General features: G+C 45.0%; 23 protein-coding genes. 20 read left to right on the top strand and 3 right to left on the bottom strand.

Features of this window, described 5'->3' with window-relative positions; translation table 11 throughout:
• Nucleotides 1–14 precede the first annotated feature (14 nt).
• Nucleotides 15–929: a sensor histidine kinase gene (locus tag DWX28_RS02770; RefSeq protein ID WP_014081148.1), complete on the top strand. Its 915-nt coding sequence runs from the start codon at nt 15–17 to the stop codon at nt 927–929.
• Between the two features lie 158 nt (nt 930–1,087).
• Entirely contained in the window at nt 1,088–1,219 is a 132-nt protein-coding gene (locus tag DWX28_RS20225; protein WP_255420394.1) for a hypothetical protein, read from the top strand.
• A 27-nt stretch (nt 1,220–1,246) separates the two neighbouring features.
• On the opposite strand, the gene istB is transcribed toward DWX28_RS20225, so the two are convergent.
• Both istB and istA read right to left on the bottom strand, forming a co-directional pair.
• A complete protein-coding gene (istB, locus tag DWX28_RS02765) occupies nt 1,247–2,023 on the bottom strand; it encodes an IS21-like element helper ATPase IstB (RefSeq protein ID WP_118064319.1) in 777 nt (258 codons plus the stop codon).
• A complete protein-coding gene (istA, locus tag DWX28_RS02760; protein ID WP_118251719.1) occupies nt 2,020–3,564 on the bottom strand; it encodes an IS21 family transposase in 1,545 nt (514 codons plus the stop codon). The genes istB and istA overlap by 4 nt, the downstream gene beginning before the upstream one ends.
• 400 nt (nt 3,565–3,964) lie before the next feature.
• Between istA and DWX28_RS02755 the strand changes: the two genes are divergently transcribed.
• The 9 genes from DWX28_RS02755 (at nt 3,965) to DWX28_RS02715 (ending at nt 9,432) form a co-directional block, all read left to right on the top strand.
• Nucleotides 3,965–4,405, top strand: a complete 441-nt coding sequence (locus DWX28_RS02755) for an RNA polymerase sigma factor (protein WP_033120017.1) — start codon at nt 3,965–3,967, stop codon at nt 4,403–4,405.
• Nucleotides 4,386–4,643 carry a helix-turn-helix domain-containing protein gene (locus DWX28_RS02750; RefSeq protein ID WP_118251716.1) on the top strand — a complete coding sequence of 86 codons (258 nt, stop codon included), beginning with the start codon at nt 4,386–4,388 and terminating at the stop codon, nt 4,641–4,643. The genes DWX28_RS02755 and DWX28_RS02750 overlap by 20 nt, the downstream gene beginning before the upstream one ends.
• 427 nt (nt 4,644–5,070) lie before the next feature.
• Complete coding sequence (locus DWX28_RS02745; protein ID WP_117524131.1) at nt 5,071–5,307, top strand: helix-turn-helix domain-containing protein; 237 nt, start codon at nt 5,071–5,073, stop codon at nt 5,305–5,307.
• Between the two features lie 3 nt (nt 5,308–5,310).
• The gene (locus DWX28_RS02740) at nt 5,311–6,615 is read left to right on the top strand and encodes a tyrosine-type recombinase/integrase (protein ID WP_117524129.1); all 1,305 of its coding nucleotides are present in this window, start codon (nt 5,311–5,313) and stop codon (nt 6,613–6,615) included.
• A gap of 371 nt (nt 6,616–6,986) precedes the next feature.
• The gene (gene yedF / locus DWX28_RS02735; RefSeq protein ID WP_022214833.1) at nt 6,987–7,604 is read left to right on the top strand and encodes a sulfurtransferase-like selenium metabolism protein YedF; all 618 of its coding nucleotides are present in this window, start codon (nt 6,987–6,989) and stop codon (nt 7,602–7,604) included.
• Complete coding sequence (locus DWX28_RS02730; protein ID WP_022214832.1) at nt 7,601–7,837, top strand: DUF3343 domain-containing protein; 237 nt, start codon at nt 7,601–7,603, stop codon at nt 7,835–7,837. Before yedF ends, DWX28_RS02730 begins: the two co-directional genes overlap by 4 nt.
• Nucleotides 7,838–7,858: 21 nt before the next feature.
• Complete coding sequence (locus DWX28_RS02725) at nt 7,859–8,086, top strand: hypothetical protein (RefSeq protein WP_022214831.1); 228 nt, start codon at nt 7,859–7,861, stop codon at nt 8,084–8,086.
• A gap of 97 nt (nt 8,087–8,183) precedes the next feature.
• Nucleotides 8,184–8,531 carry a metal-sensing transcriptional repressor gene (locus tag DWX28_RS02720; protein WP_022214830.1) on the top strand — a complete coding sequence of 116 codons (348 nt, stop codon included), beginning with the start codon at nt 8,184–8,186 and terminating at the stop codon, nt 8,529–8,531.
• Between the two features lie 64 nt (nt 8,532–8,595).
• Nucleotides 8,596–9,432 carry an Mrp/NBP35 family ATP-binding protein gene (locus DWX28_RS02715; RefSeq protein ID WP_118251714.1) on the top strand — a complete coding sequence of 279 codons (837 nt, stop codon included), beginning with the start codon at nt 8,596–8,598 and terminating at the stop codon, nt 9,430–9,432.
• Between the two features lie 33 nt (nt 9,433–9,465).
• Here DWX28_RS02715 and DWX28_RS02710 read toward each other — a convergent pair whose 3' ends face one another.
• Nucleotides 9,466–10,335, bottom strand: a complete 870-nt coding sequence (locus tag DWX28_RS02710; RefSeq protein ID WP_022214828.1) for a LysR family transcriptional regulator — start codon at nt 10,333–10,335, stop codon at nt 9,466–9,468.
• Nucleotides 10,336–10,537: 202 nt separating this feature from the next.
• Between DWX28_RS02710 and DWX28_RS02705 the strand changes: the two genes are divergently transcribed.
• From DWX28_RS02705 to DWX28_RS02665, 9 genes are all read left to right on the top strand, one after another.
• A complete protein-coding gene (locus DWX28_RS02705) occupies nt 10,538–14,296 on the top strand; it encodes a phosphoribosylformylglycinamidine synthase (RefSeq protein WP_118251711.1) in 3,759 nt (1,252 codons plus the stop codon).
• Between the two features lie 138 nt (nt 14,297–14,434).
• The gene (locus tag DWX28_RS02700; RefSeq protein WP_118251708.1) at nt 14,435–15,415 is read left to right on the top strand and encodes a LacI family DNA-binding transcriptional regulator; all 981 of its coding nucleotides are present in this window, start codon (nt 14,435–14,437) and stop codon (nt 15,413–15,415) included.
• 207 nt (nt 15,416–15,622) lie between these two features.
• The gene (locus DWX28_RS02695; RefSeq protein ID WP_118251706.1) at nt 15,623–17,101 is read left to right on the top strand and encodes an ABC transporter substrate-binding protein; all 1,479 of its coding nucleotides are present in this window, start codon (nt 15,623–15,625) and stop codon (nt 17,099–17,101) included.
• Between the two features lie 15 nt (nt 17,102–17,116).
• Entirely contained in the window at nt 17,117–18,013 is an 897-nt protein-coding gene (locus DWX28_RS02690; RefSeq protein ID WP_118251703.1) for a carbohydrate ABC transporter permease, read from the top strand.
• Complete coding sequence (locus DWX28_RS02685) at nt 18,013–18,849, top strand: carbohydrate ABC transporter permease (RefSeq protein ID WP_118251700.1); 837 nt, start codon at nt 18,013–18,015, stop codon at nt 18,847–18,849. Before DWX28_RS02690 ends, DWX28_RS02685 begins: the two co-directional genes overlap by 1 nt.
• Nucleotides 18,850–18,852: 3 nt before the next feature.
• Nucleotides 18,853–20,523 (top strand): alpha-glucosidase, encoded by a 1,671-nt coding sequence (locus DWX28_RS02680; RefSeq protein ID WP_118251698.1) that lies wholly within the window; start codon nt 18,853–18,855, stop codon nt 20,521–20,523.
• Nucleotides 20,524–21,007: 484 nt separating this feature from the next.
• Entirely contained in the window at nt 21,008–22,717 is a 1,710-nt protein-coding gene (locus DWX28_RS02675) for a sensor histidine kinase (protein WP_158565272.1), read from the top strand.
• 2 nt (nt 22,718–22,719) lie between these two features.
• Entirely contained in the window at nt 22,720–24,366 is a 1,647-nt protein-coding gene (locus DWX28_RS02670; protein ID WP_022214824.1) for a response regulator, read from the top strand.
• A gap of 5 nt (nt 24,367–24,371) precedes the next feature.
• The gene (locus DWX28_RS02665; RefSeq protein ID WP_118251690.1) at nt 24,372–25,406 is read left to right on the top strand and encodes a substrate-binding domain-containing protein; all 1,035 of its coding nucleotides are present in this window, start codon (nt 24,372–24,374) and stop codon (nt 25,404–25,406) included.
• Nucleotides 25,407–25,465 lie beyond the last annotated feature (59 nt).

The raw sequence follows: 25,465 nt of genomic DNA, 5'->3' as shown, positions 1-25,465 counted from the left end.
AAGGGAGGTAGAATATGGGTTGGGCGATTATGTTTCTTGTTCTGATAGCATTGGTCATTATCCTTTCAATTTCTTTAATTAACTGGAAAATACAGATATATAAAGTAATCGTCCAACTAAATGCTATTCTGAATAGAAAAACGAAAAAGTTAGTTACAGTGTCTTTATCTGATAGGCGGTTAGAGCATTTGGTTGAAATCATAAATCAGATTGTATCAAAAGATAATATTTATCTGGGCGAAATTCAAAAAAAGGAGAATGAATTAAAAGAGAATATTTCTTGCCTTTCTCATGATTTACGGACACCACTAACTTCCATTCGCGGATATTTGCAACTTCTATCAAGTGCGCCTGATGAAAAAAGAGCGGAATATATTTCAGCATTATCCGGAAAAGCATTGAGATTAGAACGTCTCATAGATGACTTTTATCAAATCTCTCTTTTAGAAGCAGGACAATATCCATTTTACTATGAAAAGGTTGAGCTATGCTCATTGCTTACTGAAATCCTGCTAGACAATTATTCGATTTTCAGCGTTAATGGAATTGAACCCCAAATAGAAATACCTAATATGGACATCTATCTTAATGCTGACAGAAAGGCGTGTATTCGCATTATACAAAATCTTATATTCAATGCGGTAACATCCACTACAAATAATGTTGTAATTCAACTAATTAATATCGCAGATTCTGTACAACTCTGTATTAAAAATCCTGTTGCATCTATTCCTACAGAAGAATATTCAAAACTGTTGGAACGCTTTTATGTAGCAGATGTTTCAAGAAGTAATGGTACGTCTGGACAAGGACTTTACATTGTGAAAAAGCTATTACTTATGATGAATTGTACAAATCCAATAATTGAAATACATGACCATAATTTTATGATTACGATTGATTTTTCGCCCTTACTCATAAAGAAATAATCTGCCGGACGACGGCAAAAGAAAAAAAGCCGTCGCAAAGCAGAGGTATTTTCACGCGCCATTTCTAAATTACGGCGGCTTTGATTTTCAGAGCCGCCGTTTCTTTTTGCGCGACGACCCATAGCCATATAAAACGGCGGCTTTAGGAGGTAGCCGCCATGAGCGATAAACCATATCGACAATATTCTACTTTCTTTGACTTATCAAAAAAAGCCCGACCATCGCCGGTGAATATTACGGTGCGGCAGAGCCGCCAGTCCGGTGTGGCGAGAGCCACCTGTCCGGACTAACGGAGCCACCTCATTTTGTTTATTAAGTTACTTTGCCATTGCTGGATCCAGTCCATATACTTCTCTCATAGAGAGGTCTTTAGATGGGTCAACACTTTCAATATCGATCTTATAGGAATCATACGATATACGATCCATGATGGCATCGGCAAGAGTACTTTCACCATCACAGATTTGCTGGTACCATTCACTTTCACGGAACTGAGAACAAAAGATCGTTGAAGATTTTTTACGTCTTTTATGTATCAGTTCAAAAAGATTCCTGGCTTCAGCTTCTGTCAGTTTAAGAAGCAGCCACTCATCAATGATCAGTACTATTGGCTTGGTGTATTTCTTCAGGACAGTCGAGAAAGCTCCATTGTCCCTAGCAGCCTGTAAGTCCAATAATAGATCAGGAAGCCGTACATACCGTACTGAGTAATAGTGCTTGCATGCTTCCATGCCAAAGGCACAGGCCATATAAGTTTTACCACTTCCGGTTGCTCCAGTAATAAAGATGTTCCGGTATTCTGTAATGTATTCACAGGTTGCCAGACGGTTGATCAGTGCTTTGTTCAGCTTTCGTCCAGAATGGTAATCAATCGCTGCGATGCTGGCATCTGGCTGTTCAAACTCAGCCTGGCGGATCAGCCTTTTCAGACGATTGTTTTTGCGGTTGCTGTATTCGACATCAACAAGCATGCCGAACCGATCTTCGAATGGAACTTCCTTCATTGCAGGATCATCCATCTGGATGCGGAATGCATCTGCCATAGCAGTCAGACGCATTTCAATAAGTTTATCGATTGTACTTTGATTTGTCATGATTGTTTACCTCCATAGTATCTGGCTCCTCTGGTTATGCCGTGTGGTTTTTCTACTTGAGATGATTCTGATCCGGTATCAGGTGCATTCTTTGTTGCAGCCAATAGATTTTTGATACTTTTATAGCTGGGTTTACCGGAATAAGAGAGCGCCTTAGCGCAGACCTGTTCCAGCTTTTCTGGCGAATATTTTTCTGCCAGTTTCAGTAATCCCATGCAGCTTCTGTAGGATTGTTGTTCAATCCTACCGGAGGTAAGTATTGCATCGACAACCTTACTTGTGTTAATTCCAATCGAATCAGCCCACTTACGGAACAGGTCACCGTTCCATTCCAGATATTTCTGGTGTTCCTGCGGCATATGTTCTGTCACTGTAGAATACTGACCGCTTCTTCCATAGAGTCGTCTGTGAGAGGCAATACGATTGTGATTATAAAATATTTCAACCGTTGTATCTGTTATACGCACATCAACCTTATTTTTGATATACTGATAAGGCACGGAGTAGAACATTCTGTCTACTGCGATGTGATAGTTAAACTGGACGGTGGCTTGTTTCCACTCAGCCAGTTCAAAAGGTGTAGCAGGCAACGGAGCCAGTAATGGCATTTCTTCCCCAAGAAATAAACTGAGTCTGCTACATTCCTTTTTCTGGAATTTACGGGCGTTGTAGGCATCCAGTTTTTCACGGATTGAAGCATTCAATTCTGCAAGAGAGAAAAACTGTTCATTGCGAAGGGCTGCTGTTATCCATGTGGATATCTTTCCTACCGATCCCTCTACATTCGGTTTATCTTTGGGTTTCCGGACTCTGGCCGGAAGGATGGCGAGATTGTAATGTTCTGCCATCTCATGATAAGTTGTGTTTAAGGCAGTGTTGTACCAGTCACTCTTTTTATGATTCACTGCGGTTGTGCAGTTATCAGAAACGAGCATAGGTGTGACACCGCCAAAGAAATCAAACATCTGGACATGAGCTTTGATCCAGTTGTCGGTTTTCTCATTCATATATGCTTTTACAAAAGCATACTGACTGTAAGTTAATACACCTACAAATATCCATGCATTTGTGATTTCTCCGGTGTCCGGATCAATGATGTGAGCAGGGTCACCGGCCCAGTCAACTTCAATCTGTTCACCTGGTTTTCTAGGGATATGCATGGTAGCCCTGCGTTTTTCTTCATCCTTCTGGATGTAGTAGCAGAACTGAGAATACATTAGAGGCTCTTCGCTGCTCATGCGGCACTCCTCACAGTATTCTACCCAGAGAAGTTTTTTGTTTACGCCGTTCCGCAGAAGTTCTTTGCGGATGTAGTCAAAGTTTGGCATACGTTTATTCGTTGCCGACTTATCTTTAGGAAACATCAGCTCCTCTAGCGCACTGTCGGTCATGTCAAAATCCAGCGGCCATGAAAGATTGATTTCCGCTGCTTTTTTCAAAACCTTGGCGACTGTGTTTCTGGATACACCGCAACTTTGTGCGATGTTCCTCTCACTGAATCCTAAGCTTTTCAAGCGTAGGATTTCACGATACTTGGTCATAATTTACGACCTCCTTTATCTGTATTCACACCAAAGGTGTGTATTTACAGTATAAAGGAAATATATGTAATAGAGTCCAATAAGGTGGCTCTGAATTACCGGAATATATGGCTCCCATTCTCCGGAATGGTGGCTCTCAAAGTCCGGACAGGTGGCTCTGAGAGTCCCGGAATAATCAGCCGGGGACACTTCTACCCTTAGATATGAACTGTCAAATCATCTGAATACCGCTTTCAATTCCCTTGCGCTTGTCTGCGTCTTGCAGACAGGCGCATTTTGCATTTTCGGGAGGTTTTTTCAAAAAAGTTTCGCTTTCATTCGGCGTTTGAAAAAATCGCCTGTATTATCCCGCGAAAAGGGGAGGTACTACCTACCTTTCGGCACGAAAGGAGGTGAGAACATGGAACCTAATCGCGTGGAATTTCAGAAGCAATGTATCTTTCAAAGTTTCTGTAAACGGGTGCTGCACAACGAAGCCTGCAACGCCCATGAGGAAATCCGGCGTCGCAGAGCAAAGGAAGTGTCGTTTTCCGACCTTGCCTTGCATGAGGAGCGGCAGCTTTACACGCTTGACAAGTATTTTCAAGACGAAGAAGCCGAGCCGAGCTATCAGCAGGCGGGAAAGAAAATCACGCCGAAGCTGTTGCTTGAAGCAATCCGCACTTTGCCGGAAGAAAAAAGGAAAGCTATCATGCTGTACTATTTCGAGGGCATGACCGACGTGGAGATTGGAAAGTTATTCAATACGTCGCGCAGCACGATACAGTACAGACGGACAAGCTCTTTTGAAATCTTGAAGAAATATTTGGAGGAACACGCTGATGAATGGGACGAATGGTAAACAATCTGGCTTCCCGGACGTTGCCCTTGTTCCCTATCCTGTCATTGTGGCAGCGACAAAGGGCGACCCGGACGCTATGAAAATTGTCTTGCAGCACTTTAGCGGTTACATAGCGAGCCTTTCTATGAGAAAGCTCTGCGACGAGCGCGGAAACGTCTATTTTGGCGTTGACGAGGATATTCGCCAACGGCTGCAAGCAAGGCTAATGAGGGCAATCCTCACATTTAGGGCTGAATAGCTGCACCGATACCGAAACGTCTTAACCCCTTTTTCGTTTCGTATCAATCCGCAGCAGCCCCGTATGTTCCTTGACAAAGAAAGCGACGCAAGATAACGGCGACGCAGTATAGGGCAAACCGGGTACGTCCTTTTTGCGCCGAGCCATACAGAGGGTGCGCCATGACGCTATTCCCCTATCGGGAAAAGCCGAGCGAGAAACACCACGATGGAAAGCAAGTTAGCAGCTTGCGGGCGACGACACGCATTGAGGGGAGATAAGCCTTTACAGCCACAGTCCGAGCGTTCAGAGCGTCGCAGGCAATGGGTAAAGCTGCCTTAAATGAGCAGGGGTGCAATTCCCGCGAGGTTGTGCTAACAGCCGCCCGGTTAAAGCCCACTTTTTGTAACTTGACTTTTTAGCCATTTATGAAAGGGGGTATTTTCCTATGGCAAAAAAGGAAACAACAAGCCCCGCTATCCCTGTATTCCCTATGTTAAAGACCGTTGAGCAAATGAGCAAGCTTAGCGGTATCGGGGAAAATAAGCTGCGCGAGCTTATGGATAGCGGCGAGCTTGAATATATACAGAATGGAAACCGCCGTTTGATAGCTGACGCTGCAATCTGGGACTGGTATCACAGGGCAAAGACGACAGCGAAGCCCCCGGCACGACAGGGAGGTTAAGCTATGGCTATATCAACAAGGCAGGTTAAGAATAAACGCGACAGCAACGGCGTACTGACCGGGCGACCGGGAACAGTTTACGACGTGAATATCAAGTACACCGCCCCGAATGGGGAAAAGAAAACCTATTCCAAAAAGGGCTTTCCGACAAAAAAGGAAGCAACGCAGCATGAAGCAGAGATGAAAGCAAAGCTCCATAATCCGGGGCAGATTGCGTCTATCGCTTCACAGCGGAAACAGACCGTTGCAAGCTATCTGAATGAATGGGTGGAAAGCTATGCAAGAGTGAACTTGCGCCCCTCTACTTACGACGGGTACAAAAAGACGATTGCAAACTATATCAATCCCTATATCGGCGGCGTTGCCCTTAATCAGCTTACCCCCGCTATGGTAGACAAAATGTTTCAGCAGATTATTGACAAAGGCTTGAAACCGTCCACCGCAGCCGGGGCAAAGCGTGTTTTGAGCGTGGCGTTGAGCCATGCCCGGAAATACCGCTATATCGAAACAAACGCAGCAAAGGACACGCTTACGAAGTTTGGAAAGAGCGACAAGACCCCCGACCCTTATACGCCGGAACAGGTAAAAGCCCTTATGCAGCGCGTCGAGGGTACCGTTTGGGAAATGCCCGTTATCTTAGGCGGGCTTTACGGTATGCGCCGTTCTGAAATCCTGGGCTTGCGCTGGCGTAATGTGGATTTGGAAAACAACACCTTTGACGTTTCCGAGCAGCTACCCTTTAAGGTGCCGTCGAAAACAAAAGTCATTGAGGAAATGGCACCGCCGAAATCCAACGGGCGAAAGCTGCCTATCACAGAGCTTGCCCGCCCGTTCTTCCTCAAACAGTTTGCTATGCAGGAAGCGCAGCGCGAACAGGCAGAAAAAGACGGAAAACCATACTATGACAATGACCTTGTTGTAGCGAAGCCGGACGGTTCCCCTATCTCCGCGTCGTGGGTATCTTCCCAGTTTGGAAAACTGCTTGAAGATTTGGATATGCCGCATATCCGCTTTCACGATTTACGCCATACGGCGGCTACGAATATGCACCAACTGACAGGCGACTTCTACACCGTAGGCGAAGTGTTAGGACATACGCTTGCGGGTATCGGCGTATCGCTTGGACTGTCTATGAACTTTGAAGCTGTTACCGCCCGTTATGTGGACGTGCGGCTTGAACGCAAGAAAGAAGTCTTAGACGCTTATCATGGGGCGGTCAAACAGTCTGACCCGGCAAAGGCAGAGAAAGCCGAGCCGAAGAAAGCAAAGAGCGCGGCAAAGAAAAAGAGCAGCGATTTAGAGCTTTAACCGCTGTATCTCTTTACCGCTTCTTATATCGTTTTATAGCCCCGCGTGGGATTTGGGCACCATTTGGGCACCATTTACCGAAAAAGCACCACTAATACAGGCGATAAAAGAAACGCCGAGAACCCGCAAAAACATAGAGTTTATGCGGGTTTCCGGCGTTTTCTAATCCCTCAACCGACCTAAAATCATCTTGCGGCAGAGAGAAAAATTCTACTATTTTTTATAAAGATACAAAAAATCTTGTGTGCGACGAAAAAACGTTTCGGGCAGATCTTACTTTCCTGCATGGTTTGCAAAAAAAGGTAAGGTCTGGTACAATGAAACCAGTGTGAAAATTAAGACAAATCATGCAGATACAGGAGGTTAAGATCATGGAACAGAAATATACAGTAGATGCAAGAGGAGAACAGTGCCCGATCCCGGTCGTAAAGACAAAGAAAGTCCTGGACGGCATCCAGGGAGATGCAGAGATCACTGTGCTCGTAGATAATGAAACAGCAGTACAGAACCTTACCAGAATGGGAAAACATGCAGGTGCAGAAGTACTTTCTGAGAAAAAATCCGACCAGGAATTCCAGGTCATCATCCGTGTGAAAGACCAGAAGCCGTCAGAAACCCAGGAGGAAACCGTAGAGTGCATCCCAGATGTCAGGGGAGATTTCGTGATCGCAGTTGATACAGCAATCATGGGACGCGGAAACGATGAACTCGGCAAAGTCCTGATGAAAGGCTTTATTTTCGCAGTGACACAGCTTGAGAAACTTCCAAAGACCATGCTTTTTTATAATGGCGGTGCAACACTGACCACAGAAGGCTCTGATTCTCTCGAAGATCTCAAGAGCCTGGAAGCACAGGGCGTAGAGATCAAAACCTGCGGTACCTGCCTGAATTACTATAGCCTGACAGATAAACTTCAGGTCGGAGAAGTCACAAACATGTATGACATCGTAGAGATTCTTGCAAAAGCAGCCAAAGTCGTAAAACCATGATCCAGAAGATTCCAAGATATCTGCTGACTTTTTACAGCACCAGCGGTGCCATGGCGGTGGAGAGATACTGCAAGGAGAACGGGATCGCCGGAAGACTGATCCCGGTCCCGAGGGAGATCTCGGCAAGCTGTGGGCTTTCCTGGGCAGTGCCACTTGAACAGAAGGATGAGCTTGGTGTGATCGAGGCAGAGTTTGCAGATGAGATCGAGGGAAAGTGGAGTCTGGATATATGACTTTCAGAGAGGACAGAGACCATGAAAGAATATGAAGTAATCTGGGAGATCTTTAATAAATGCCCGAGAAACCAGATGCGGGATGTCTTTGTGGAGGAAGTGGAGATTGCAGACCCGGAAGAATATGTCAAAAAGAAATTCCAGGGCAAAGATGTCTCCTATGACAAGACTATCCTTGCAGATGGAACGATCGTCTTTGATATCGTAACATCGCAGATAAAACAGAGATGTTCCTTTACAGAGATTTAGGCAGTGTGGTATAATATAATTTCAAGGCTGCGGGTATTACTATAGAAGCAGCCCGTAAGACAGTACTGATAATTTGATACCTGAGAGGAGCACTGACATGAGTGAAGCAAAGGAAACCCATGTACATGTACTGGAAGATGGAACTACAATAGAACATTCTCATGGAGAACACGGTCATCATCACAGCCATGCCCAGACCAAGGCGGTTCTGAACCGGCTTTCCAGGGCGATCGGACATCTGGAATCGATCAAGCGTATGGTGGAGGACGGCAGAGACTGTTCTGAGGTGCTGATCCAGCTTTCGGCGGTCAAATCAGCCATCAACAATACAGGTAAGATCATCCTTCAGGATCATATTGAGCACTGTATCGTGGATGCGGTAGAGCACGGAGACAAGGATGCCATCAAGGAGCTGGAACGTGCGATCGACCGGTTTATGAAATAAAATACAGGTCATGCGGCCCGGGAGACAGGACTGTAAGGACCGGAAAATAAAGGAGAAACAAGAAATGGCAGAATGCAGTAACAGCGGATCATGCGGCAAATCAAGCTGCGAAGGATGCGCAAGCAAAGGACAGAGCAATCCGCAGAATTTTATGGCGGAACAGAACATCTTTTCAGATGTAAAACACGTCATCGGTGTTGTCAGCGGCAAGGGCGGCGTAGGTAAATCCTTCGTGACAGGATCCCTCGCAAACGCAATGGCAGCCAAGGGCTACAAGGTAGGTATCCTGGATGCGGACATCACAGGACCATCTATCCCGAAGATGTACGGACTGACAGGAGCAGCGCAGGCAGACGACAACGGAATCTATCCGATGGAGACAGCAAATGGGATCAAGGTTATGTCCATCAACCTTCTTCTTCCGACAGAGGACACTCCGGTTATCTGGAGAGGTCCGGTCCTTGCAAATATGGTAAAACAGTTCTGGACAGATGTAGTATGGGATCAGATCGACTATCTCTTCGTAGATATGCCGCCAGGAACCGGCGATGTACCGCTTACTGCATTCCAGTCTCTTCCGATCGATGGAATCGTGATCGTAAGTTCTCCGCAGGATCTTGTCAAGATGATCGTCAAGAAAGCTTACAACATGGCAGAGATGATGAAGATTCCGGTACTTGGAATCGTAGAGAACTACAGCTATGTCAAATGTCCGGACTGCGGAACTCCGATCAAGATCTTTGGTGAGAGCCATATCGACGAGATCGCAGCAGAACTGAATGTACCGGTATTAGGCAAGATGCCGATCGACATGGCATATGCATCCAAGGCAGACAGCGGTGCTTTCGATCAGATCAACAACGAATATATCACAAAAGCAGTAGAGGTTATGCCACAGTAAATTCAGGGAGCTCCCGTCAGGGGGCTCTTTTTTTCAGAACATTTCCAGGAATCGTTCTGCCGCCTGGGACACGGGCAGGTTATCGTGCTGGACAAGGATCAGCTGGCGGGACGGAAGCTGTTCTGTAAGAGGGATTGGTTTGAGAGAATCTTCTGGATCCAGCATATAATCAGGAACACACGCGATGCCAAGACCGATCCTTGCGAGATCCATCAGGAGGTCATTACTGTTGAGCTCGACTTCCGGCAGCAGTTTCAGATCATGCGCGGCAAAGGTATGATAGAGATATTCACTGGTCGTGCTCTTGGAAGAAAGCATCAGGATCGGATATTCCAGAAGCTCTTTCAGCGAGCAGGGCAGATGCTTGAAGGCAAAACAGTCCGGGTCACCTACGAACACATCGTGGAAATCTTTTAATACTTTGACTTTCATATGGTTTCCGAGGCGGGAGTTTGGTGAGTTGCACACGATCAGGTTGACCTGTCCTTTTTCCAGAAGTTCGACACAGCCGATCGAAGTGCTGTTGGTGACTTTGATCCGGACATCCGGGTAAGACTGGTGGAACCTGCGGAAATATTCGATCAGGAAATAACGGCAGATCGTGTCACTGGCACCGATACGGAGCTGTCCTTTGAGCATGTTGTCGCCCGAGAGCAGGGCTTCCCCTTCATCAAGCATCAGAAGGGCGGGCTTGACGTGCTCCAGAAGAAGTTCTCCTTCCGGCGTGAGGAGGACCTTTTTTGTACTGCGGATAAAGAGCGTGTGGCCGAGTTTTTTTTCCAGGGTCTTGATCGACTGGCTGACGGCAGACTGAGAGATAAAAAGCTGGCGGGATGCCTCTGAGAAACTTAAAGTCGTAGCTACATAATAGAAAACTTTGTATAATTCGAGATTGATGTCCATAAGAAACCTCCATTTACTGATTAGTATATCTAATAAAAAATATAAGATATATTAATTTTACTAATGATATTTGTTATGATACTATATATTTTGTAAAATAACAACTATTCTATCCCAAAAAACAACCAGAGTTACTGCTCACGGGAATGCCTGTGAACAGTAACTACCAAAACCAATGATTACTATCTGAAAGGAGTTTCTAATGAGTAACGTAAGACGCGTTTATGTAGAAAAGAAACCAGCCTATGCTGTACAGGCAAAAGAATTAAAGCATGAGATCAGTAGCTATCTCGGAATCAAATCCGCAACGAATGTAAGAGTGCTGATCCGTTATGATGTAGAAAATATTTCAGATGAAGTTTTTGAAAAAGCATGCAGAACCGTATTTGCAGAGCCGCCGGTTGACGACTTGTATCTTGAGAAATTTGAAGCCGCAGAAGGCGCGAAGATCTTTTCTGTAGAATATCTTCCGGGACAGTTCGACCAGAGAGCAGATTCCGCTGTACAGTGTGTGCAGTTCCTCGATGGAGATGCACAGCCGATCATCCGCTCTGCAACGACTTATGTAATAGAAGGAAATGTAACAGACGAAGAATTTGATGCCATCAAACATCACTGCATCAACCCGGTAGACTCCCGTGAGACAGGACTTGAGAAACCGGAAACACTGGTTACCGTATTCCCGGAACCAGAGGATGTCAAGATCTTTGACGGTTTCAAGGATATGCCGGAAGCAGACCTCAAAGCACTGTATGATTCTCTGAATCTTGCAATGACCTTCAAGGATTTCCAGCACATTCAGAATTATTTTAAGAACGAAGAAAAACGTGATCCGTCCATGACCGAGATCCGTGTACTGGATACCTATTGGTCTGATCACTGCCGTCATACCACATTCTCCACAGAACTTACCGATGTGAAGTTTGATGAGGGCGATTACAAAGAACCGATCGTAAAGACTTATGAGAAATATCTTGCTGACAGAGAAGTTCTCTACAAAGGCCGTGACGACAAATTTGTCTGCCTGATGGATCTTGCCCTGATGGCAATGAAGAAACTGAAATCCGAGGGCAAACTTGCTGACCAGGAAGAATCCGATGAGATCAATGCCTGCAGCATCGTTGTACCGGTAGATGTAGACGGCAAGGAAGAAGAGTGGCTCATCAACTTCAAGAATGAGACACACAACCATCCGACAGAGATCGAGCCGTTTGGTGGTGCTGCTACCTGCCTCGGCGGTGCGATCCGTGACCCGCTTTCCGGACGTACTTATGTATATCAGGCAATGCGTGTGACAGGTGCTGCTGACCCGACTGTATCTGTGAAGGAAACCCTCAAGGGCAAACTTCCTCAGAAGAAACTTGTCAGAAGTGCAGCTCACGGCTACAGCTCCTATGGCAACCAGATTGGTCTGGCTACCGGTTATGTCAAAGAAGTCTATCATCCGGACTACGTTGCAAAACGTATGGAGATCGGTGCTGTTATGGGTGCAGCTCCGAGACGCGCGGTCATCCGTGAGAACTCTGATCCGGGCGATATCATCATCCTTCTCGGAGGACGTACCGGACGTGACGGTATCGGCGGTGCTACCGGTTCCTCCAAAGTACATACAGAGGCATCCATCGAAGTCTGCGGTGCAGAAGTCCAGAAAGGTAATGCGCCGACAGAGCGTAAGATCCAGCGTATGTTCAGACGCGAGGAAGTCAGCCACATCATCAAGAAATGTAATGACTTCGGTGCCGGCGGTGTATCTGTTGCCATCGGTGAACTTGCAGACGGACTTCGCGTAGACCTCGACAAAGTTCCGAAGAAATATGCCGGCCTTGACGGAACAGAGATCGCAATCTCTGAATCCCAGGAGCGTATGGCAGTTGTTGTAGATTCGAAAGACGTAGATACCTTCCTTGGCTATGCAAACGAAGAAAACCTGGAAGCGATCCCGGTTGCAGTCGTTACCGAGGATCCTCGTCTTGTCCTTACCTGGAGAGGCAAGGAGATCGTAAATATTTCCCGTGCTTTCCTTGATACCAACGGTGCACATCAGGAAACAACCGTAGAAGTTGAGATCCCGAACAAAGAGGGCAACCTTTTTGAAGACCGCCCGGATGTAGCAGATGTCAAGGCAAAATGGCTCGAGACACTTGCTGACCTCAATGTATGCTCACAGAAAGGCCTCGTTGAGATGTTCGACGGTTCTATCGGAGCCGGAAGCGTATTTATGCCATACGGCGGTCAGTATCAGCTTACCGAGACACAGAGCATGGTAGCAAAAGTTCCGGTACAGAATGGCAAGACCGATACTGTAACGATGATGAGCTATGGATTTGACCCGTATCTGTCCTCTTGGAGCCCATATCATGGAGCTGCCTACGCAGTGACAGAATCTGTTGCAAGAATCGTTGCAACAGGTGGTGATTACAAGAAGATCCGCTTCACCTTCCAGGAATACTTCCGCCGCATGACCGAAGATCCTAAGAGATGGAGCCAGCCGTTCTCCGCACTTCTTGGTGCATATGCGGCACAGATGGGATTCGGACTTCCGTCCATCGGAGGTAAGGACAGTATGTCCGGTACTTTCAACGAGATCGACGTACCTCCGACACTCGTTTCCTTTGCAGTAGATGTAGCGAAGATCCAGGATGTCATCACTCCTGAACTTAAAAAAGCAGGAAACAAACTGGTATGGCTCCGTGCACCACACGATCAGTACGATCTGCCGGATTACGCAGGAATCATGGATCAGTATGAAAAACTTCACAATGATATCCAGAGCGGCAAAGTCGTTTCTGCTTATGCACTGGATCGTCATGGTATTGCAGCAGCCGTTTCCAAGATGGCATTCGGTAACGCACTTGGCGTAAAGATCGAGCACAATCTGGATCCAAGAGATTTCTTCGCTCCGGGATTTGGCGATATCATCATGGAAGTTCCGGCAGACAAAGTCGGCGAGCTTTCCATCACTTACACACTGATCGGTGAAGTTACTGACGACGGTAAATTCTCTTATGGAAATACCGTGATCACAGAGGCAGAAGCTGTAGAAGCATGGAAAGGAACTCTGGAAAGAGTCTTCAAGACCGTTTCCGGTGAAGCAAATGAAAAACCTGCCAAAGATGATCTGTACCATGCAGAAAACATCTATGTATGCAGACACAAAGTTGCAAAACCGCGTGTATTCATTCCGGTGTTCCCGGGAACCAACTGTGAATATGACAGCACCCGTGCATTTGAGAGAGCAGGCGCAGAAGTTGATGTCAAAGTCTTCAAGAACCTGACAGCAGAAGATATCCATGATTCTGTAGAACTCTTTGAGAAAGCGATCAACGAAGCACAGATCATCATGTTCCCTGGTGGATTCTCCGCAGGTGATGAACCGGATGGTTCTGCGAAATTCTTTGCAACTGCATTCCAGAATGCAAAGATCAAAGAGGCTGTTATGAAACTTGTAAATGAGAGAGACGGTCTTGCACTTGGTATCTGCAATGGTTTCCAGGCGCTCATCAAACTTGGTCTTGTACCATACGGTGAGATCTGCGGACAGAAAGAAGATTCTCCGACACTGACCTTCAACACCATTGGACGCCATATCTCCAAGATGGTCTACACCAAAGTTGTCAGCAACAAGTCTCCATGGCTTCAGAAAGCGCAGCTTGGCGGTGTATACTGCAACCCGGCATCCCACGGGGAAGGACGTTTTGTTGCCAATGATGAATGGCTCGCAAAACTCTTCGCAAACGGACAGGTTGCAACTCAGTATGTAACTCCGGCCGGAGAATTGAGCGCAGATGAAGAATGGAACGTAAACGGTTCCTACATGAACATCGAAGGTATCACAAGCCCTGACGGACGTATCCTCGGTAAGATGGCACACAGTGAACGTCGCGGTGACGGTGTGGCTGTCAATATCTACGGCGAGCAGGATATCAAGATCTTTGAGTCCGGTGTAGAGTACTTCAAATAAATAATATATGACAGTTTTGAGCCCTCGCTTATACGGCGGGGGCTTATTTTGTCTTGACGAAACTGGAAATTTTCGGTATCGTATTATCAGAATGAAAAATGTTTCATAGAAAATCGAGACAGGACAGGAAGTGAGCAAATGGCAAGTATTCGTGATGTGGCAAAGAGGGCAAATGTAGCGGCGTGCACTGTTTCCAGAGTATTAAACGGGACAGCAAATGTGGCTCCTGAAACACGGATGAAGATCGAACAGGCGATGAAAGAACTGAACTATATTCCGAACGAACTGGCAAGGAGCATGTTCAAGCAGAAGGCGGGGATCGTGGCGATGTTGGTTCCGGATATCCGTCATCCGTATTTTTCCTCGCTTGCGAGACATATCGAAGATGAACTATACAAAAACGACTGCAAACTGATGCTGTGCAGTACCGGTGATGACCCGGAGAGAGAAAAAGAATATATGAAGATCCTCCGCTCCAATATCGTGGACGGTGTGATCATGGGTGTTAATAATCAGAAACCGGAGGCATACGCAGAATTCGGCAAGCCGCTGGTCATGTTGGATTATTATGTGAATGATGAAGTACCGGTTGTTGTATCCGACCACGAGATGGGCGGCAGGCTTGCAGCAGAAGAACTTATCCGAAGCGGATGCAGATATGTCCTCCATATCGGAAGTGAGACGGACACAGACAGAGTTCTTTCTTACAAGAGCCACCGGGCACTCCGTGAGACACTGGAAACAAACGAGATCCAGACACGGGAAGTGGATATCAAGTGGAATTCTTTTGATTTCCAGAATTACTTTGAGATGGCATGTCTGATCCTGGAAGAAAATCCGGAGATCGATGGCATCATGGCAGCAGATATGCCGGCAAGTGCTTTTCTCAAAGCGGCAGTGAAACTCGGCAAGAAGATCCCGGAAGATTTCTCCGTGATCGCATATGACGGAACTTATGTATCCAGGACCAATATTATGGAGATCACCACGATCCACCAGCAGTTACACGAGATCGGGAACAGGGCTGTTGACACGATCCTCAAGCTGGTCGATGGAGAGACACCACAGGAAAGATACATCACGATCCCTGTGGAACTCAAAAAAGGAAGCACAACGTGATACGGAATAGATGCCTGAAAAGTTCTACGATAAAAATAACAAAAGGGATTGACTTTATATCAAAAATATGATAGTTTAGAAACAACAAATGAAACATGTTTCAAAAAACAAGGCATAGTTCTAGTGACAGAAACTGTGCCTAAAAAAATGACTGATATGAAACATGTTTCAAGAAACAGAAAACAAAGCACAAAAGGAGGACGGGAGATGAAAAGATCCATAAAGGCACTCGGCGTGTGTCTGCTTGCCGGAGCAGCAGCGGTCACAGTGACCGGATGCGGCAAGGTAAACAAGGATTATGATGTGTACTTTTTTAACCAGAAATCAGAGATCGCAGACAGCCTGAATGATCTGGCTGATGAATACGAAGCACAGACAGGCAAGAAAGTGAAGGTATTTACAGTAGGAACAACAGAAGGTTCTGAGACCATGCGTTCCGAGCTGAAATCCAAGGAATATCCGACACTGTTTTCTTCCAACGCGATTTCCTTCGAAGAATGGAAATCCGCAGGATATGCGGCAGGAGTGGAGGAGATTTCCAATCCGGAACTTAAGACTCTGTATGAGAGCGTGCCGGATGCACTGAAACTTCAGTTTGAGAGTGAAGGAAACTACGGAATCCCATACAACATCGAAGGATATGGTTTGATCGCAGACCGACAGATGCTGGAAGACATCCTTGGTGTGACAGATCTGAATGCCTTTACTGCAGACTACAAAGAAGCAGATTACGAAGAATTCCAGCAGATGATCGTTGCACTGAACGATTACATCAACGACGGCAAGTCTGAGAGTTTTACCCTCAACGGTAACAGCTACGAGACACAGTCCGATAAGACGGACCTTACCGAGAACCTGAACGGAGTTTTCTCCATCGCAGGTGCAGAGAAATGGACATACGGAAATCACTTCGGAAATTATCCGATCAGTACCGTATACCAGAATATCTACGATGTACGTGAATCCGATCCGGACAAAGCAGACTTTATGAAATCATCCATCGTGAAATCACTGCAGGAACTGGATTTCCTTTCCAACTATGCAGCAGGACCGGATGGAGCGACGAAGAGAGGCTCACAGTTCATCAATTCTACAGTGACCGGTTATGACCAGGCAGTACAGACCTTCGCAGAAGGCAAGGCAGTTTTTATCAAAAACGGAAACTGGATCTACAGCAACGTTGCTGACATTGCACCGGAAGTTGCAGACCGTCTGATCATGCTTCCGATGAAACTGAACTTCTCTGATGATGACATCCATGTAGACGGACTGACTGTAGATCAGATGAACCGCTCTGTTCCGGAGTTCGTATCTCAGTATTACATCATCAACAAGAAAGCCACCGAGCAGGAAAAGAAAGATGCAGAAGACTTCCTCCTCTGGCTGAATACCTCAGAGACAGGTCAGGATTATATTGTGAACAAATTTGCATTTGTACCATTCAATGCAGACGAAGATACAACACTGGAAAACCCGCTGTCCAATGACCTGATCACTTACAAACGTGACAATGATCTTCTTGCCAACCCGTTTGATGCGGCACCATCCTCCTGGGGTCTGGAAAGCTACGGCAAGTACATCATGGAAGACCTGTTTACAGATCCGGATCCATGGTCAGAAGACGAATTAAACGACATTGCGGATGAATGTATCTCATACTGGAAATCCGGCATGGACGAATGGTAAGGAAGGGAGAGAAACATGGAGAAATATTATAAGAAATGGTTCAAGATACTGAATATTCCGGCGATCATCCTGTTCGTCGTAGTTATCCTGGTTCCATTTATCATGGGTGTGGCATATTCCTTTACAGCCTGGAGAGGTTCCTACTTCAAAGGTTCCGAACACTGGTACGGTGCACTGGTTGGTTTCAAAAACTACATCAAAGTGTTCCATTCACAGAAGTTTATCACTTCTTTTATCTACACCATTAAATTTACAGTCGTAGCTGTTGTGATCAAAAATATCGTAAGCCTTGGCATGGCACTGATGGTAAGAAAAGTCGGCAAAGGCAAAGGATTTTTCCGTACTGTATTTTTCTTCCCAAACCTCCTTGGAGGACTTGCAATGGGCTTTATCTGGAGCTTTATCTTCCAGAATGTATATTCCCTGATGCTGTTTGGTGAGGAGTCCCCGATCCATATCCCGTTCCTGTGTGACATGCTCCAGGACCCGAACAAAGCAGTTTTTGCCATGGCGATCATGGCAACCTGGCAGACAGCCGGATATCTGATGCTGATCTATCTGAATGGTCTTAACAACATTCCGGAAGATCTCTATGAAGCAGCTTCTATCGACGGTGCGACCGCATGGCAGAAATTCCGCCACATCACAGTTCCGATGCTGATGCCGGCATTTACGATCGTATTTTTCCTGACACTTTCCAGCAGCTTCAAGATGCTGGACGAGAACCTTGCCCTCACAGGCGGAGATTTCGGAACCAGAATGCTTTCTCTGCAGATTCTTCTGACAACCAGAGAAAACACACCTCCGAACTACGGTATGGCACAGGCACAGGCGGTTATCTTCTTCATCCTGATCGCTACCGTGTCCATCATTCAGGTTATTGTTACTAAGAGAAAGGAGATCGAAGCCTAATGACTGCAAACAAAAGAATAAAACAGGGCGTAATGTATGTAGTTCTGATCCTTCTGAGCATTTATACTTTATTCCCGATCTACTTTCTGATCGTAAACTCTTTCAAGAGCCAGAAAGAAATCGTCGGATCTCCGATCTCCCTTCCGTCTTCTTTTGACTTCTCTTATCTCAAGAATGCGGCAGCACAGATCAAACTCGGAGAATCTGTAGTAAATACACTCATCATCACTGTGGCTGCAGTAGCACTGATCGTTGTGATCTCTTCCCTCACTGCATGGATGATGGTAAGAAACAAGACAAAAGCAAGCAACTTCCTGTTCCTCTGCTTTACAGCAGCAATGCTGATCCCGTTCCAGTCCGTTATGTATCCGCTGGTAAACCTGATGGAAGCACTTGGACTTAAGAATACCTTCGGTCTGATCCTGATGTATGGCGGATTTGGACTCAGTATGACGGTTTTCCTGTATCACGGATTTTTTAAGAGCGTTCCGCTTTCTCTGGAAGAGGCAGCCGTGATCGATGGTGCAAATATCTTCCAGCTGTTTTTCAATGTCGTATTCCCGCTGGTAAAACCGATCACAGCGACTGTTGTGATCACCAATGCCATGTGGATCTGGAATGACTACCTTCTTCCGTTCCTGATCATCGGAAACAACGACAGCAAGACACTGACCTTAAGTCTTTATTATGCAAAAAGCCTTTCCGGACAGTACGGAAATCCATGGGAACTCATCTTCCCTGCAGTATTGATCTGCGTCATTCCAATCCTGATCGTGTTCATCTTCCTTCAGAAAAACATTATCGAAGGAATCGCGGCAGGTGCAGTAAAGGGGTAACTTATGAAAAGAATATGGTGGAAAGAAGCAGTAGGATATCAGATCTATCCAAAAAGCTTCAAGGATACAAATGGTGATGGAATCGGAGACTTAAAAGGAATTCTGGAAAAACTCCCTTACCTGAAAGAACTGGGAATTGATTTTATCTGGATCTGCCCTTTCTATCCGTCACCAATGAAAGACAATGGATACGATGTCGCTGACTATTATGGGATCGACCCGTGCTTCGGAACGATGGAAGATATGGATCTTCTTCTCAAAAAAGCAGGAGAACTTGGCATCCGTGTCATCATTGACATGGTGCTGAACCATACTTCCGACCAACATGCATGGTTCCAGGAAGCACTGAAAGATCCGAACTCAGAATACAGAGATTATTATATGTTTGTCCAGTCCAAAGAACGTCCTTCCAACACACGAAGCTGCTTCGGCGGTTCCGTGTGGGAGAAGGCGGGAGAAGACTGTTGGTACTATCACACCTTTGACAAGAGCCAGCCGGATCTCAACTGGGAAAGCCAAAAACTTCGAGAAGAACTCTACAACGTCCTGAATTACTGGATGGAAAAAGGCGTCAGTGGATTCCGTTTTGATGCGATCACTTATATCAAAAAAGTAAATTCTCTGATGTCCCATGAACCGGACAACACAGACGGTCTGATCAGCGTGGAGACAACTGGGCAGAATCAGGAAGGAATCCGAGAATTCCTTCAGGAAATGAATCATAAATGTCTCAGAGATCCGGAGATCATGACCGTTGCGGAGGCACCGGGAGTCCCATATGAAAACCTGTCCGAGTTTATCGGAGAAGACGGATATTTTTCTATGGTATTTGATTTCAGTTATGCAGACATTGACCTCCTTCCGGGTTCCAACTGGTACAACCAGGCTCCGTGGACTTTTGGAGATCTCAAGAAACTTCTATTCAGAAGCCAGTGCAGTGTGCAGACACAGGGATGGGGTGCCATCTATCTGGAAAACCATGACCAGTCCCGTTCCTTCAACAAATATTTCCGCGAAAAAGCAGCAACCAGGGACGATCTGCATTTAAGATTCCTTCAGGGAAGTGCCCTTGCAACCCTTCTGATGGGACTTCGTGGAACCGTATTTGTATACCAGGGAGAAGAACTTGGTTCAGAGAACGGTAAGTTCAACAGCATCGAAGAATACGATGACCTGAACACCAAGGATCAGTACAGAAGAGCTCTTTGTGCAGGGTATGACGAAGCGCAGTCCCTGAAATTCGTCAACGACAGAAGTCGTGACAACAGCAGAATGCCGTTCCCGTGGACTGCAGAAGCAAACGGCGGTTTTACTTCCGGTATGCCATGGCTGAAATGCAATGACGACTACGCAGCCATTTGTGCAAAGAAGCAGGAACAGGACAAAGATTCCCTCCTGCATTACTACAGAAATCTGATTCGGATCCGCAAAGACGAGGCAAACCGTGAATCCCTGATCTACGGCGAGGTCCGTGAGATCCAGAATGCTTTGGAGTCTGTGATCGCCTTTGAGCGTATCGCAGAAAACGGTGAAAAGATCCAGATCTGGATCAATATGTCTGATGAAACCCAGCAGGCAGACATCGCAGAGGGCGAGATCCTCTGCAATAACTACAGCGAAACCAGCCAGAAATCCCTGAATCCTTACCAGGCAGTCATGGTACGCTGCAGATAAAATTATATGATAGATATACAGAAAAGGCAGATTATGTCGATTCCTCTGGAATTGATGTGATCTGCCTTTTTTGCCTGACGTATTAGGGGATGTTGGTGGTTACTATTCACAGGTAGTATCCCGCGAGGCGTTTTGCCATGAATATGGCAAAATCCCGAGACATACAGGGCAAAATGCCATCACCGAAGGTGATTTGGAATGCATTTTGACCAAGTTACTGTGAACGGAGTGAACAGTAACTGTTGGTGTTTTATCCATTAATTGGAAAAAGTATAACGGTTGAAATGTTATTGGGATAATGATATTATACATATGTAAACTAATAGTGCACAAATGTTAAAGGAAGAGAATGAAAAATAAAAAGAAAAGACCAAATAAATTCAGAATTCGACTGTTTATAATTTTTTGGATTGCCCTGGTTATTCCCTGTATGTTGATTTCCTATATTCTATATCAGAATTCACAGGAAAAATCAAAACAGTCCATGGCAGAAGATATTCAGCATACGCTGACAGAAAACATGGCATCTGTAGAAGGAAAACTGGATGCAGTTTCTGATGCGGGTGTATCGTTAAAATTTGCAATGGAACAGAACAATGTGGTGATGATTCCTGACCTGAAATGCAGGGATATTGATATTTACTCTCTGGTGCAGAAAACTTTTTCTACCTATACTTCTCTGCTGGATGAGACATATAATGTCGGCGGATTTTCTGGATTTTATCTTTATTACCCATATCGGCAGCTGCTGTTGGTATCTGATGCTACTTTTTTTCCAAATGTTCTGTCAAATACGATGGACTGTTATCTGGCAGAAGTGGGTAAATGGGGAATTGCGACACCCTATCAGAACATTATCTGCAATCCGACATTGGGAAAATATTTTAATGATTATGATCTGGTGCGAAATTATGAAATTCGTGACGAAGAAGGCAACGAACTATATCTGACTGCCTGCGTGGATGAGCGTTATATCAACAGGCTTTTGTCTGCAAATTTTCAGATTCAGCCGACCTGGCTTGCAATTCTGGATCCTTATGGAAATATAGTAAGTACCAAAGAACAGCAGGATTTCAAAAAAGTCAAAGATCCCTATACAGATATCATAAACTATATCACATTAAAAGAAGATGAACAGATCGGAGAACTGAGAATTGATGGAAGAAATTACATATTAAACTGGAACTATTCTGCAGCAAATAACTGGTATTATGTGAGTGTGACAGATGCAGGAAAGATTCTGTCAGAAAATGGTTTTCCAGATGAAATCAAAGTTTTTGCATTTGTATTTCTGACAGCAGTGGCCTTTGGTGCAGCCTGGACTGTAAATGCAATGATAGAAAAGAGAAATGAGAGAATGCTGTCGGTTCTTCATGATATCGAAAAACAGGTTTCGGAGAATAAAGTTCCGGATGTACTGCAAAAACCGGAACAAGGACGACAGGCAGATGAATATATGGAAGTCAGTGACGAATTTTACAGGATGACAGAACGTGTATGTAATGTAGCGAGGGCAGCTCTTAAACAGAAGGACAAAGTTACAATGACAACGATCCAGATGCTTCAGACAGAACTGGATCCGCATATGCTGTACAATTCACTGGAATCTGCGTACAGCATTGCAAAAATCAACAAGCAGGAAGAAATTGCACAGCTTGTTATGGCATTATCAAAATTTTTCCGGATCGCAGTATCAGGAGGAAAGCGGATCGTAACCTTCAGAGAAGCGTTTGAACTGTCAAAGCAGTATATCATAGTACAGAATGTGCGGGTCAATAATAAGATCACATTTGTGTATGATATCGATCCGGAAGTGGAAGAACTGGCGGTTCCGAAGTTCCTTCTGCAGCCATTGGTGGAGAATGCGGTAATTCATGGATTTCGAAATAAGAGTGACAAATGGAAGATAGAAATAACTGCTTTAAAAGAAAAAGACTGTGTACAGATTACCGTAAAAGATGATGGAATTGGGATGAGTGAAATGGAGCTGGAAAAACTGAACGAAAAGATATGTGATAATACTTTTGAGAATTCTATGGGAAACAAAGGATATGCACTCAGAAATCTGAATTATCAGATCCAGCTTCAATATGGGGAACGTTCCGGGCTTACGATCCGAAGTACTTATGGAGAGGGAACCACAGCAGTAATCAGACTGGAAAATATTTCTGAAGTGGAGAAAGGAGTTGTGTGATATTGCGGCTGTTAATTGCAGAAGATGAACTATGGTTACGAAAAAGGCTGGTATCGACAATCGACTGGTCATCATATGGGATTTCAGAAGTTTATGAGGCAGAAGATGGAGGCGAAGCACTGGAAATCGCACTGAAAGAAAAACCGGATATTGTGATTACAGATATCAGAATGCCGGAACTGTCTGGAATTGATCTTATGAAAAAATTAAATGAAAACTCCATATTTTCCAAAATGATCGTAGTAAGTGGGTATGATGATTTTGAATATGCACAGGGAGCACTCCGCATGGGTGCAATAAACTATCTTCTGAAACCGGTGGATGAAGAAGAACTGCTGGATAGCGTCAAACGCTGTGTGGAAGAACTGAAAAAAGAAAAAAATAAAGAAACAGTGTTTGATAAACAGTCAGCGGCATCTGAAATGCTGATGGAACATATTTATGAAGATCTGATTTTTGAAACTTCAGAAAAACGAACAGAAGAACTTCTGCAAAAATTAAGCAGGAAAGAAATAGGTTTTCCATTTCAGTCGGCAGCAGTTGTGAATATGCAGGTCAGAGAGCATACCTTTTTTGTGAATGATAAAGTGAAATCAGATATGTGGTCTGTGTACCAGTGGCTCAGACGAAATCTTCAGGAAGACTGCTATGAATGTCAGTATCTTTATATGAGAGGAAGCCAGATCGTACTGCTTTTATTCGGGGATGATCCGGAAGCGAAGTTCATGGAGCGGGTAGAAAACTGGGTTCAGCTGATTCTTGAGGCATTGCAGAAGGAACTGAATATATCACTGTTTATGGCAGCAGGAGATGTGACTGATGATTTTTCCGGAATCCACAGATCTTATGAAATGGCACAGAAGAAGATTAAAGAGAAACGTGCCGAAGAAAAAAGAATCCTGGCACTTCGTAATCAGGAGACAGAGCAGGAACTGAATACCAGATTTGATGATGTTTATGGAGAATATGATTTTAAATTGCTGATTAAAGAAATCCGTAATGGAGATTCAGAAAAAGCACAGACAGAACTTCAGGCGATTCTGCAAAGTTCCTCCAGACGTCTGCAGAGTGCAGATATGATGAAACTGCAGTTGTTTTATATGAATTTTATTAACAGGATTGCAGGAGCATGTCTTCCGGAGTGCGAGGCGTATGCAGATGAACTGGCGATGCAGTGCATGACTGTCATGCGGGAGCTGATTTATATTGGAAGCGATACGATTGTAACGGAAATGTGGGACTGCCTCAGAAAATTTGTCGAAAAACTTGTAGAAGTCTATCAGGAAAACAACGGGAAAAGAAAGCACTGGATGATTGATCAGGTTCTGCAGTATGTAGAAGAAAATTACAATACAGCATTGTCCACCAGGGATATTGCCGGCCGCTTTTTTATGAATACTTCGTATTTCAGCAAACTTTTTCACGAACAGATGGGATGCACTTTTTCAAATTATCTGATCAATGTAAGGGTAGAAAAAGCAAAAATGATGCTGACTCAGACAAATATGAAGCTGTACGATATTGCTGAGGCGGTAGGGTACACGAATGTACAGTATTTTTCGACCATATTTAAGGAAAAAGAAGGACTGACACCATCTGCATTCCGGCAGATGCGTTCTGCGGTAAAAGATGAATACACAGGAAAGTGATAAGAATGGAAAAAAGAAAGAAAATAGGGCTTCTGCTTTTGGCTGTCATTGGTATTACTGTCGCTTTGATCTGGGGAGTCCGGATACAGGAGATGAAAAACGAAAATACAGAAAATTTGGCAGATGAAGAGAAAAATGATGATTTAAAAGGGACGACAATTGCATCTGTAATTCTTCTGGAAGATCAGACCGAAAAAGTAATGCAGACTGCCATGCGCGTTACAGCAGAAAAATATGGGGCAACCGTCATTGAAGGGCAGAGCGGTGGAGAACTGGAAAGGGAAACACGACTGCTCAGTGACTATATGGAGCAGGAAGTGGATGCAATCTGCATTTATCCGGTCAGTCCGACGGGATCGCTTGCAGGTCTGGAAAATGCGGCAAAACAGGGAATTGACATTTATTCTGTGGATCTGAGCATGGAAAGTAAATGGCTGACAGGATATTGCGAAGCGAACCAGTACAATATCGGACAGATGGTTGGAAAAGAATGTGCAGAGTATATCCGGGAAAATTTTCCGGACAGGAAGCCAAAAACTGCAATCATCCAGTTCAGTGCACTGCTTCCGGATACCAGTAAAAGCCGGACGAGAGGATTTTTGTCCATGACACAGAGTCTGATTGATGTTATTCAGGATGTGGATGCCTGGGATGCAAGTACATCGACACCAATTGTCAAAGAAGTGCTGGATGCCAATCCGGATCTGGATATGATCTTCTGCGCGAACGAAGGCGGTACAGTCGGAGCCGTTATGGCGGTGCAGAATGCGGGACTGAAGATTCCGGTGTTTGGAATTGATATTACGGAGCAGCTGGTGAACATGATGCTGGATGATGATAATATCCTGCAGGCACTTGGTGGTCAGGATCCGGTACAGCTTGGGGAACGTTCCATGGAAAATCTGTGCAGATATCTGATGGGAAAGGATTATGAATCTGAAATTGTAATTCCGGGAATTCTTCTGTCGAGAAGCCGTCCGGGAGAAGCAAGAGACTATATCGAAACGATGAGACAGATTCTGGAACAGGGCAAAAAATAACCAGAAAACAGATAAAAAAGACAATAAAATAAAACAAATTTAACAATGAACAGTAATGC

It is taken from the genome of Blautia sp. AF19-10LB (assembly GCF_003461245.1).
In the GTDB taxonomy this organism is placed as follows: domain Bacteria; phylum Bacillota; class Clostridia; order Lachnospirales; family Lachnospiraceae; genus Blautia_A; species Blautia_A intestinihominis.
This window is presented reverse-complemented; position numbering and strand designations above follow the sequence as displayed.

Bases quoted from the DNA above. Each gene is read 5' to 3' on its own strand.
- DWX28_RS02770 (WP_014081148.1), top strand. From the start codon at position 15: ATGGGTTGGGCGATTATGTTTCTTGTTCTGATAGCATTGGTCATTATC.
- DWX28_RS20225 (WP_255420394.1), top strand. From the start codon at position 1,088: ATGAGCGATAAACCATATCGACAATATTCTACTTTCTTTGACTTATCA.
- istB (WP_118064319.1), bottom strand. From the start codon at position 2,023: ATGACAAATCAAAGTACAATCGATAAACTTATTGAAATGCGTCTGACT.
- istA (WP_118251719.1), bottom strand. From the start codon at position 3,564: ATGACCAAGTATCGTGAAATCCTACGCTTGAAAAGCTTAGGATTCAGT.
- DWX28_RS02755 (WP_033120017.1), top strand. From the start codon at position 3,965: ATGGAACCTAATCGCGTGGAATTTCAGAAGCAATGTATCTTTCAAAGT.
- DWX28_RS02750 (WP_118251716.1), top strand. From the start codon at position 4,386: ATGAATGGGACGAATGGTAAACAATCTGGCTTCCCGGACGTTGCCCTT.
- DWX28_RS02745 (WP_117524131.1), top strand. From the start codon at position 5,071: ATGGCAAAAAAGGAAACAACAAGCCCCGCTATCCCTGTATTCCCTATG.
- DWX28_RS02740 (WP_117524129.1), top strand. From the start codon at position 5,311: ATGGCTATATCAACAAGGCAGGTTAAGAATAAACGCGACAGCAACGGC.
- yedF (WP_022214833.1), top strand. From the start codon at position 6,987: ATGGAACAGAAATATACAGTAGATGCAAGAGGAGAACAGTGCCCGATC.
- DWX28_RS02730 (WP_022214832.1), top strand. From the start codon at position 7,601: ATGATCCAGAAGATTCCAAGATATCTGCTGACTTTTTACAGCACCAGC.
- DWX28_RS02725 (WP_022214831.1), top strand. From the start codon at position 7,859: ATGAAAGAATATGAAGTAATCTGGGAGATCTTTAATAAATGCCCGAGA.
- DWX28_RS02720 (WP_022214830.1), top strand. From the start codon at position 8,184: ATGAGTGAAGCAAAGGAAACCCATGTACATGTACTGGAAGATGGAACT.
- DWX28_RS02715 (WP_118251714.1), top strand. From the start codon at position 8,596: ATGGCAGAATGCAGTAACAGCGGATCATGCGGCAAATCAAGCTGCGAA.
- DWX28_RS02710 (WP_022214828.1), bottom strand. From the start codon at position 10,335: ATGGACATCAATCTCGAATTATACAAAGTTTTCTATTATGTAGCTACG.
- DWX28_RS02705 (WP_118251711.1), top strand. From the start codon at position 10,538: ATGAGTAACGTAAGACGCGTTTATGTAGAAAAGAAACCAGCCTATGCT.
- DWX28_RS02700 (WP_118251708.1), top strand. From the start codon at position 14,435: ATGGCAAGTATTCGTGATGTGGCAAAGAGGGCAAATGTAGCGGCGTGC.
- DWX28_RS02695 (WP_118251706.1), top strand. From the start codon at position 15,623: ATGAAAAGATCCATAAAGGCACTCGGCGTGTGTCTGCTTGCCGGAGCA.
- DWX28_RS02690 (WP_118251703.1), top strand. From the start codon at position 17,117: ATGGAGAAATATTATAAGAAATGGTTCAAGATACTGAATATTCCGGCG.
- DWX28_RS02685 (WP_118251700.1), top strand. From the start codon at position 18,013: ATGACTGCAAACAAAAGAATAAAACAGGGCGTAATGTATGTAGTTCTG.
- DWX28_RS02680 (WP_118251698.1), top strand. From the start codon at position 18,853: ATGAAAAGAATATGGTGGAAAGAAGCAGTAGGATATCAGATCTATCCA.
- DWX28_RS02675 (WP_158565272.1), top strand. From the start codon at position 21,008: ATGGCAGAAGATATTCAGCATACGCTGACAGAAAACATGGCATCTGTA.
- DWX28_RS02665 (WP_118251690.1), top strand. From the start codon at position 24,372: ATGGAAAAAAGAAAGAAAATAGGGCTTCTGCTTTTGGCTGTCATTGGT.